Here is a 9,586-nt window from a genome sequence, read left to right on the forward strand (position 1 = left end):
GGAGCGGACCGGCCGCACGCCTTCGCCTTTCTGCCCCGATGCGCGCAATCATGCACAGCAATGTATAGTCATGCACATGTCCGTGACAGTCGCCGTTGCCGGAGCCAGTGGGTACGCCGGGGGAGAGGTCCTGCGCCTGCTGCTGGGCCACCCCGACGTCACGATCGGCGCCGTCACCGCGGGGTCCAACGCCGGCGAGCGGCTCGGGCTCCTCCAGCCGCACCTCCTGCCGCTGGCCGACCGGGTGCTCTCCGACACCACGCTCGAGGAGCTGGCCGGTCACGACGTCGTCTTCCTCGGCCTGCCGCACGGGCAGTCCGCCGCGATCGCGCAGGCGCTCGGCGACGACACCGTCGTGATCGACTGCGGCGCCGACTTCCGCCTCACCGACGCCTCGGAGTGGCAGGCGTTCTACGGCGGCGAGCACGCCGGCTCGTGGCCCTACGGGCTGCCCGAGCTCCCGGGCCAGCGCGACCTGCTGCGCGGTGCGCGTCGGATCGCGGTGCCCGGCTGCTACCCGACGGTCTCCACCCTGGCGATCGTCCCCGCGCTCGCCGCCGGGCTCGTCGAGCCCGACGTCACCGTCGTCGCCGCCTCCGGCACCAGCGGCGCCGGCAAGGCCGCCAAGCCGCACCTCCTCGGCAGCGAGGTGATGGGCAACGCCAGCGCCTACGGCGTCGGCGGCACCCACCGCCACACCCCCGAGATCGTGCAGAACCTCAGCGGCGTCCTCGGTGCCCCGGTCGCCGTCGGATTCACCCCGCTCCTGGTGCCGATGTCGCGCGGCATCCTCGCCACGGTGCAGGCCCCGCTCCTCGATGGCACCACGGCCGAGGCGGTCCGCGCCGCCTACGAGACGGCGTACGCCGACGAGCCGTTCGTGCACCTGCTGCCCGAGGGCCAGTGGCCGCAGACCCAGTCGGTGCTCGGGTCCAACGCCGTGCAGGTGCAGGTCGCGCTCGACGAGCGCGTACGACGACTCGTGGCGGTGGCCGTGGTCGACAACCTCGCCAAGGGCACCGCCGGCGCCGCCGTCCAGTGCATGAACCTCGCCCTGGGTCTCGACGAGGCCACCGGGCTCTCCACGATCGGACTCGCACCATGAGTGTCACCCACCCCACCGGCTTCACCGCCGCAGGCGTCGCAGCAGGGCTCAAGTCCTCCGGCGCCAAGGACCTCGCCCTCGTCGTCAACCAGGGCCCCGCCTTCGACTCCGCCACCGTCTTCACCTCCAACCGCTGCAAGGCCAACCCGGTGCTGTGGAGCCAGGAGGTCGTCAAGGACGGCGTCGTGCGTGCCGTCGTGCTCAACTCCGGCGGTGCCAACTGCTACACCGGCCCCGAGGGCTTCCAGACGACGCACGCCGTGGCCGAGAAGGTCGCCGAGGGGCTGGGCATCGGCGCGATCGACGTGGTCGTGTGCTCGACCGGTCTCATCGGCCTGGCCAACGACCGCGACGACCTGCTCGCCGGCGTGCAGGCCGCGACCGCCGCGCTGTCGGCCGACGGCGGCACGGACGCGTCCGAGGCCATCATGACGACCGACTCGGTCAGCAAGAACGTCGTCGTCGAGGGTGCCGGATGGTCGATCGGCGGGATGGCGAAGGGTGCCGGGATGCTCGCGCCGGCGCTCGCCACGATGCTCGTCGTCCTCACCACCGACGCCGTCGTCCCGGCCGCCGAGCTCGACGCTGCGCTGCGCGCCGCGACCCGGGTCAGCTTCGACCGGCTCGACTCCGACGGGTGCATGTCCACCAACGACACCGTCACCGTCATGGCGAGCGGTGCCAGCGGCATCACGCCCACGCCGGAGGACTTCACCCTCGCCCTGACCCAGGCCTGCACCGACCTGGCCATGCAGCTGCTCAAGGACGCCGAGGGCGCCGACCACGAGATCGCGATCACGACGCTGCACGCGGCCACCGAGGACGAGGCGGTCGAGGTCAGCCGCAGCGTCGCGCGCAGCAACCTGTTCAAGGCGGCCGTCTTCGGCAACGACCCCAACTGGGGCCGCGTCCTCGCCTCGATCGGCACGACACAGGCGCAGTTCGACCCCGCCGACCTCGACGTCGCGATGAACGGCGTCTGGGTGTGCCGTAGCTCGACTCCCGCCGAGGATCCCGCCGGCGTCGACCTCGAGCCCCGCGAGGTCAGCGTCACCATCGACCTCAAGTCCGGCGACGCGCGCGCCACCGTCTGGACCAACGACCTCACGCACGCCTACGTCCACGAGAACAGTGCCTACAGCTCATGACGATCCCTGAGACCAGCCAGAACCCACGCCGCCCCGACCCGGCCAAGGCGCGCACGCTCGCCGCCGCGCTGCCGTGGCTCAAGCGCTACCACGGCCAGACGATCGTGGTGAAGTACGGCGGCAACGCGATGACCGACGAGTCGCTCAAGGTCGCCTTCGCCGAGGACATCGCCTTCCTGAGGTTCGCCGGGTTCAAGCCCGTCGTCGTCCACGGCGGCGGGCCGCAGATCTCCCGGATGCTCGACAAGCTCGGCATCGAGTCGGAGTTCCGCGGCGGGCTGCGCGTGACCACCCCCGAGGCGATGGACGTCGTGCGGATGGTGCTGGTCGGCCAGGTGCAGCGCGAGCTCGTCGGGCTGATCAACCAGCACGGGGCGCTGGCCGTGGGCCTGTCCGGCGAGGACGCCGGCCTGTTCACCGCCGAGGCGACCAACACCGTCGTCGACGGCGAGGAGGTCGACCTCGGCCTGGTCGGCGAGGTCGCCCGCGTGCGGCCCGAGGCCGTGCTCGACCTCATCCAGGCCGGCCGGGTGCCGGTCGTCAGCTCGGTGGCGCCCGACGTCGACGGCGTGGTCCACAACGTCAACGCCGACACCGCCGCCGCTGCCCTGGCCATCGCGCTCGGCGCCGAGAAGCTGCTGGTCCTCACCGACGTCGAGGGCCTCTACCGCGACTACGGCAACTCCGACGACCTGATCCAGGAGATCAGCCCCGAGGCGCTCGGCGAGATGCTGCCGTCGCTCGACGCCGGCATGGTCCCCAAGATGCGCGCCTGCTACGAGGCGGTCACCGGGGGAGTGCCGCGCGCCACCGTCGTCGACGGCCGCGAGCCGCACGCCGTGCTGCTCGAGATCTTCACCGACGAGGGAGTCGGCACCCAGGTGCTGCCCGGCGTCGCCACCCGCATGCGCAAGCCCTACGCCAGCGAGGAGCTCTCGTGACCACCCTGCAGGAGCGCTACACCGGCGCGGTGATGAACACCTTCGGCCCGCCCGCCCTCGCGCTGGCCCGCGGCCGCGGCGCACACGTCTGGGACACCGACGGCAAGGAGTACGTCGACCTGCTGGCCGGCATCGCCGTCAACGCGCTCGGCCACGCACACCCCGCGCTGGTGGACGCGGTGACCACCCAGCTCTCGACCCTGGGCCACGTCTCCAACTTCTTCGCCACCGAGCCCCAGGTGAGCCTCGCCGAGCGGCTCACCGGCCTCCTCGGCTGGGACGATGCCCGGGTCTTCCTCAGCAACTCCGGCGCCGAGGCAAACGAGGCGGCGTTCAAGCTGACCCGCCGCACCGGCCGCACCCGGGTCGTCGCCGCTGAGGGCTCGTTCCACGGCCGCACGATGGGCGCGCTCGCGCTGACCTCCAAGGCCGCCTACCGCGAGCCGTTCGAGCCGCTGCCGGGCGAGGTCACCTTCGTCCCCTTCGACGACGTGAGCGCCCTCGAGGCGGCCGTCGACGAGACCGTGGCCGCCGTCGTGCTTGAGCCGATCCAGGGCGAGGCCGGCGTCGTCGTGCCCGCACCCGACTACCTCGCGGCCGCCCAGCGGATCGCCCACGACCACGGTGCGCTGCTGTGGCTCGACGAGGTGCAGACCGGGATCGGCCGCACCGGCGCGTGGTTCGCCCACCAGCTGCTCGAGGGCGTCGCGCCCGACGTCGTGACGCTCGCCAAGGGCCTCGGCGGGGGCATGCCCATCGGCGCCACCGTCGCCCGGGGAGGCGCCGCGACGCTGCTCCAGCCCGGCAACCACGGCACCACCTTCGGCGGCAACCCGGTCGCCTGCGCGGCCGCCCTCGCCGTCCTCGACACCATCGAGTCCGAGTCGCTGCTCGCGGCGAGCGTGCAGCGCGGCGACCAGCTCGCCGGCCTGCTCGCCCGCCACACCGGGGTCGTCGAGGTGACCGGAGTCGGCCTCATGCGCGGCGCCGAGCTCGACGGGCCGTACGCCGCCCAGGCCGTGGCCGCGGCCCGTGACGCGGGCTTCATCCTCAACGCCACCGGCCCGACCAGGCTGCGCCTCGTGCCGCCGCTCGTCATCACCAGCGACGACCTCGACGCGCTCGACGCCGCCCTTCCGCACGTCCTCGACACCGCTCGCGCCGCAGCCCAGGAGAGCACTCCATGACCCGCCACTTCCTCCGCGACGACGACCTCTCCCCGGCCGAGCTGCTCGAGGTCCTCGACCTGGCCGACGCCATGAAGGCCGACCCGTTCGGCCACAAGCCGCTGACCGGGCCGCACACGGTCGCGCTCGTCTTCGACCGCCCCACCCTGCGCACCCAGGTGTCCTTCGCAGCCGGGATCGCCGAGCTCGGCGGCAACCCGATGACGGTCGACGGCGGACTCGCCGCGATGGGGTCGCGCGAGGGCGTCGAGGACGTCGCGCGCGTCCTGGGCCGCCAGGCGGCCGCCATCGTGTGGCGCACCGCCCACCAGAGCGACGTCGTGACGATGGCCGAGCACGCCGGCGTGCCCGTCCTCAACGCCCTCACCGACGAGTTCCACCCGTGCCAGCTGCTCGCCGACCTCCAGACGGTGCGCGAGCACAAGGGCCGCCTCGCCGGCGTCCGGGCCGCCTTCGTCGGCGACGGCGCGTGCAACATGGGCAACTCCTGGTTCCTCGCCGGAGCGGCCGCGGGGATGCACGTCGTGGTCGGGGCGCCCGAGGGCTTCCACCCCGACCCCGACGTGGTCGCCAAGGCCCGCGAGGTCGCGCAGGGCACCGGGGGATCGGTGGAGCTGACCACCGACCCCGTCGAGGCGGTCACCGGAGCCGACGTCGTCGTCACCGACTCGTGGGTCAGCATGGGCCGTGAGGAGGAGGCGGGCGACCGGATGCGCGTCTTCCCGCCCTACGGCGTCACCGAGGAGCTCCTCGCCCACGCCGCCGCCGACGCGATCGTGATGCACTGCCTGCCGGCCTACCGCGGCAAGGAGATCGCAGAAGCCGTCATCGAAGGCCCCCAGTCGGTCGTCTGGGACGAGGCCGAGAACCGCCGTCACGCCCAGAAGGCCGTGCTCACCTGGCTGCTGGAGAAGTCGTCATGAGCGCCGTGACACCCCTGACGAAGAGCGCCCGTCACCAGCGGATCATCGACATCGTCACCGCCCACCCCGTGCGCTCGCAGACCGAGCTCGCCGAGCTGCTCAGCGACCACGGCGTGCGCGTCACCCAGGCCACGCTGAGCCGCGACCTGGTCGAGCTCGACGCCGTCAAGGTGCGCGGCGCCAATGGTGCCCTCGTCTACGCCGTGCCGTCCGAGGGGGGCGACCGCACCGTCTCCGCGCCCCGCGAGAGCGCCGCCGGCCGTGACCGGCTGGCCCGCCTGTGCGCCGAGCTGCTCGTCAGCGCCGAGGCGAGCGCGAACCTCGTGGTGCTCCGCACCCCGCCCGGCGCCGCGCAGTTCCTGGCCTCCGCGTTCGACAAGGCCGACCTGGGTGACATCCTCGGCACCATCGCCGGCGACGACACGCTCCTGGTCATCGGTCGCGACCCGCTCGGCGGCGACGCGCTCGCGCAGCGGTTCCTCGACCTGGCCAACCACCCGCACGACGTCACCCCCCACCCCGAAAAGGACTCCCAGTGAGCAAGGTCCTCACCTCCCTCCCCGTCGGCGAGCGCGTCGGCATCGCCTTCTCCGGAGGCCTCGACACCTCCGTGGCGGTCGCCTGGATGCGCGCCAAGGGGGCGGTGCCGTGCACCTACACCGCCGACATCGGGCAGTACGACGAGCCCGACATCTCCGGTGTGCCCTCGCGTGCCATGCAGTACGGCGCCGAGCTGGCCCGCGCGGTCGACTGCCGCTCGCAGCTGGTGGAGGAGGGCCTCGCCGCGCTGGCGTGCGGTGCCTTCCACATCCGCTCGGGCGGTCGCGTCTACTTCAACACCACGCCGCTGGGCCGTGCGGTCACCGGCACGATGCTGGTGCGCGCGATGCACGACGACGACGTCAACATCTGGGGCGACGGCTCGACCTTCAAGGGCAACGACATCGAGCGGTTCTACCGCTACGGCCTGCTCGCCAACCCCGACCTGCGCATCTACAAGCCGTGGCTCGACGCCGACTTCGTCACCGAGCTCGGCGGGCGGCACGAGATGAGCGCCTGGCTCACCGAGCGGCAGCTGCCCTACCGCGACAGCCAGGAGAAGGCGTACTCCACCGACGCCAACATCTGGGGAGCCACGCACGAGGCCAAGACGCTCGAGCACCTCGACGTGTCGCTGGAGACCGTCGAGCCGATCATGGGCGTGAAGTTCTGGGACCCGAGCGTGTCGATCGAGACCGAGGACGTCACGATCCGCTTCCACCAGGGCCGTCCGGTCGCCATCAACGGCACGACGTACGACGACGCGGTCGCGCTGGTCCACGAGGCCAACACCATCGGCGGGCGCCACGGCCTCGGCATGTCCGACCAGATCGAGAACCGCATCATCGAGGCCAAGTCGCGCGGCATCTACGAGGCGCCGGCGATGGCGCTGCTGTTCATCGCCTACGAGCGGCTGGTCAACGCGATCCACAACGAGGACACCGTCGCGCAGTACCACAACGAGGGCCGCAAGCTCGGTCGCCTGCTCTACGAGGGCCGCTGGCTCGACCCACAGGCGCTGATGATCCGCGAGTCCGTCCAGCGCTGGATCGCCTCGCTGGTCACCGGCGAGGTCACCCTGCGGCTGCGCCGCGGCGAGGACTACTCGGTGCTGCGCACCGACGGCCCGGCGTTCTCCTACCACCCCGACAAGCTGTCGATGGAGCGCACCGACAACGCCGCCTTCGGTCCCGTCGACCGCATCGGCCAGCTCACCATGCGCAACCTCGACATCGCCGACTCGCGCGCCAAGCTCGAGCTCTACGCCGCCCAGCCGCTCGACCAGGGCCAGGTGCTCGTCGAGAACGGCACGCTCTTCGGGGCCATCGAGTCCGGCGGCTACGACCGAATCACCGACAACCCGGTCGCCGACGGTGCGACCGACGAGAGCGCGCTCGAGAGCGCCGCGATGGAGTTCGGGACCGACTGATGGGGGAGCAGGGCACCACCAACGAGGGCGCGCTCTGGGGCGGTCGCTTCGCCAGCGGTCCGTCGCCGGAGCTCCAGGCGTTGTCCCGGTCGACGCACTTCGACTGGCAGCTGACGCCGTACGACCTCGCCGGGTCGCGCGCGCACGCCAACGCGCTGCATCGCGCCGGCCTCCTCACCGAGGCCGACCACACCGAGCTCCTGCGGGGGCTGTCGGTGCTGGGGGAGCGCTACGCCGCCGGCGAGCTGCACCCCTCGCCCACCGACGAGGACGTCCACGGTGCCCTGGAGCGGCTGCTCCTCGACGAGGTCGGTCCAGAGGTGGGCGGGCGCCTGCGGGCGGGGCGCTCGCGCAACGACCAGGTGGCGACGCTGTTCCGCGCCTACCTGCGCGACCACGCCCGCACCATCGCCGGACTGGTCCTCGACCTCGTCGACGTGCTGGGCGCGCAGGCCGCCGACCACCTCGACCCCGCCGGCACGAGCACCGTCATGCCCGGTCGCACCCACCTGCAGCACGCGCAGCCGGTCCTGCTGTCGCACCACCTGCTCGCCCACGCCTGGCCGCTGCTGCGCGACGTCGAGCGGCTGCGCGACTGGGACGCCCGCGTCGCCGGCGACTCGCCCTACGGCTCGGGTGCGCTCGCCGGGCAGACGCTGGGCCTGGACCCGGTGGCCGTGGCCGACGAGCTCGGCTTCACCGGCTCCTCGGCCAACTCCATCGACGGCACCGCCTCCCGCGACTTCGCCGCGGAGTTCGCCTTCGTCACCGCGCAGGTGGGGGTCGACCTGTCCCGGCTCGCCGAGGAGGTCATCCTCTGGACCACGCGTGAGTTCGACTTCGCGACGCTGCACGACTCGTGGTCGACGGGGTCGAGCATCATGCCGCAGAAGAAGAACCCCGACATCGCCGAGCTGGCGCGGGGCAAGTCGGGTCGCCTCATCGGCAACCTGTCGGGCCTGATGGCCACCCTCAAGGGCCTGCCGCTGGCCTACAACCGCGACCTCCAGGAGGACAAGGAGCCGGTCTTCGACTCCGTCGAGACCCTCGAGGTGCTCCTGCCCGCGGTGACCGGCATGGTCGCCACGCTGACCTTCCACCGCGAGCGGATGGCCGAGCTCGCTCCGCAGGGGTTCTCGCTCGCGACCGACGTCGCCGAGTGGCTCGTACGCCAAGGTGTCCCGTTCCGCGACGCCCACGAGGTCGCCGGTGCGTGCGTACGTCGCTGCGAGGAGCTCGGCTGCGACCTGCCCGACCTCGACGACGCCCAGCTCGTCGCGATCTCGCCCGCCCTGACCCCGGACGTGCGCTCGGTCCTCACCGTCGAGGGGTCCGTCGGCTCCCGCTCCGGTCGCGGCGGCACTGCGCCTGTGCGCGTGGCCGAGCAGCTCGACGAGCTGCGCGCGGCGAGCGCTGCGCACCGTGGCCGCCTGGGCTGAGGGCGACCCGCTCGAGGTCGCCCCGCGCCTGCTCGGCGCCGTGCTCACCCACGGCGGGGTCTCGGTGCGCCTCACCGAGGTGGAGGCCTACGCCGGCCCCGACGACCCGGGCTCGCACGCGTTCCGTGGGCAGACGGCGCGCAACGCCGCCATGTTCGGCCCGCCGGGACACCTCTACGTCTACTTCGTCTACGGCATGCACCACTGCGCCAACCTCGTCACCGGTCCGGTGGGGGACCCGGGTGCCGTCCTGCTCCGCGCTGGCGAGGTGGTGGGCGGTCACGAGGTCGCACGGTCGCGTCGCCCGGGCGTCAGCGACCGCGACCTGGCGCGGGGCCCAGCGCGCCTCTGCCGCGCGCTGGGCATCGACCTGTCCGACAACGGCGTACGCCCCGAGCTCGCGCCGGGGGAGCAGGTGGTCCAGATCAGCACCGGCCCACGGGTCGGGCTGCGTCTCGCGGCGGACCGGGAGTGGCGGTTCTGGATCACCGCAGATCCCACCGTCAGCGCCTACCGGCCGGCCGCACCTCGTCCCGCAGGCCGCTGACCTGCGGTTATGCGTGGAGGGCACCCCCGGTTTGTCAGGACGGGCGGAGGTCGTCTAATGTTTCACCTGTCGCCGCAAGCGGCGCCGCTCCTGGCCAGAAGGTCAGCTGAGTCGGAAACCAGCTGCGACCACCGAAGCACGAAGATCCGCTCAGTTTGACGCGGACCGGAGCGCCCGGTAAGTTTCTGCAGGTTGCCCCGCGACCAGACCAGCCGAGCTGGCGAGGAACGGGTGCGTCTGATACTTGAGAACTCAACAGTGTGTTTGATTAGTCGACGAATTAGTTTGTTATGCCCCGTTGACGTCATGGCTGCCTTTGGGTGGTGG

At 72.2% G+C, this 9,586-nt stretch carries 9 protein-coding genes; all 9 read left to right on the forward strand.

The annotated features are described in order from the left end of the window. Positions 1–76: 76 nt before the first annotated feature. From argC to ASG76_RS17825, 9 genes are read left to right on the forward strand one after another with little or no spacing between them, the layout of a single operon-like run. Positions 77–1,105 (forward strand): N-acetyl-gamma-glutamyl-phosphate reductase, encoded by a 1,029-nt coding sequence (argC, locus tag ASG76_RS17785; RefSeq protein WP_056606715.1) that lies wholly within the window; start codon positions 77–79, stop codon positions 1,103–1,105. Further along, positions 1,102–2,253 carry a bifunctional glutamate N-acetyltransferase/amino-acid acetyltransferase ArgJ gene (argJ, locus tag ASG76_RS17790; RefSeq protein ID WP_056606628.1) on the forward strand — a complete coding sequence of 384 codons (1,152 nt, stop codon included), beginning with the start codon at positions 1,102–1,104 and terminating at the stop codon, positions 2,251–2,253. Before argC ends, argJ begins: the two co-directional genes overlap by 4 nt. After that, on the forward strand, positions 2,250–3,194 hold the full coding sequence (gene argB, locus ASG76_RS17795; protein WP_056606631.1) for an acetylglutamate kinase: 945 nt from the start codon (positions 2,250–2,252) through the stop codon (positions 3,192–3,194). The genes argJ and argB overlap by 4 nt, the downstream gene beginning before the upstream one ends. After that, positions 3,191–4,381, forward strand: a complete 1,191-nt coding sequence (locus ASG76_RS17800) for an acetylornithine transaminase (protein ID WP_056606634.1) — start codon at positions 3,191–3,193, stop codon at positions 4,379–4,381. Before argB ends, ASG76_RS17800 begins: the two co-directional genes overlap by 4 nt. Further along, positions 4,378–5,304: an ornithine carbamoyltransferase gene (gene argF / locus ASG76_RS17805; protein ID WP_056606637.1), complete on the forward strand. Its 927-nt coding sequence runs from the start codon at positions 4,378–4,380 to the stop codon at positions 5,302–5,304. The genes ASG76_RS17800 and argF overlap by 4 nt, the downstream gene beginning before the upstream one ends. Next, a complete protein-coding gene (locus ASG76_RS17810; RefSeq protein WP_056606640.1) occupies positions 5,301–5,843 on the forward strand; it encodes an arginine repressor in 543 nt (180 codons plus the stop codon). Before argF ends, ASG76_RS17810 begins: the two co-directional genes overlap by 4 nt. Continuing rightward, positions 5,840–7,273, forward strand: coding sequence for an argininosuccinate synthase (gene argG, locus ASG76_RS17815; RefSeq protein ID WP_056606643.1), 1,434 nt, complete (start codon positions 5,840–5,842; stop codon positions 7,271–7,273). The genes ASG76_RS17810 and argG overlap by 4 nt, the downstream gene beginning before the upstream one ends. Continuing rightward, entirely contained in the window at positions 7,273–8,712 is a 1,440-nt protein-coding gene (gene argH, locus ASG76_RS17820) for an argininosuccinate lyase (protein WP_056606646.1), read from the forward strand. The genes argG and argH overlap by 1 nt, the downstream gene beginning before the upstream one ends. Next, entirely contained in the window at positions 8,696–9,259 is a 564-nt protein-coding gene (locus ASG76_RS17825) for a DNA-3-methyladenine glycosylase (protein WP_200948236.1), read from the forward strand. The genes argH and ASG76_RS17825 overlap by 17 nt, the downstream gene beginning before the upstream one ends. Positions 9,260–9,586 lie beyond the last annotated feature (327 nt).

The organism is Nocardioides sp. Soil774, from assembly GCF_001428125.1.
GTDB lineage: Bacteria > Actinomycetota > Actinomycetes > Propionibacteriales > Nocardioidaceae > Nocardioides.